Source organism: Deinococcus sp. (assembly GCF_018260555.1).
GTDB lineage: Bacteria > Deinococcota > Deinococci > Deinococcales > Deinococcaceae > Deinococcus.
In genome coordinates this window covers 1-252 of the sequence record NZ_JAGLBB010000162.1, presented here as the reverse complement: position 1 = coordinate 252, position 252 = coordinate 1, and the positions used below count along the sequence as shown (strand labels likewise).

Below are 252 nucleotides of genomic sequence, written 5' to 3'. Positions count from 1 at the left end.
AAGGCGAGCAGCGCGTCCCAGAAGCCGTAGTCGAACATCAGGCGGCCCATCGTCGTCGACTCGCCTCCGGGCAAAATCAAGCCGCCCAGGCCGCGCAGATCCTCTGGCAGGCGCACTTCCCGGGTGCTCACGCCCAGGCGACTCAGTCGCTGAACATGTTCGCGGAAGGCTCCCTGGAGAGCCAGCACACCGACATTCGGCTTTGCAGTCGCCGCTGAAACGGAATTCAGTCGTTCAGCATGGTTACCAGCC

1 pseudogene is annotated in these 252 nt (G+C 63.5%); it reads right to left on the bottom strand.

Features of this window, described 5'->3' with window-relative positions:
• Positions 1-188 (bottom strand): annotated as a pseudogene (locus QZ271_RS14425) (pyridoxal 5'-phosphate synthase glutaminase subunit PdxT); the annotation flags it as partial.
• Positions 189-252: the final 64 nt, after the last annotated feature.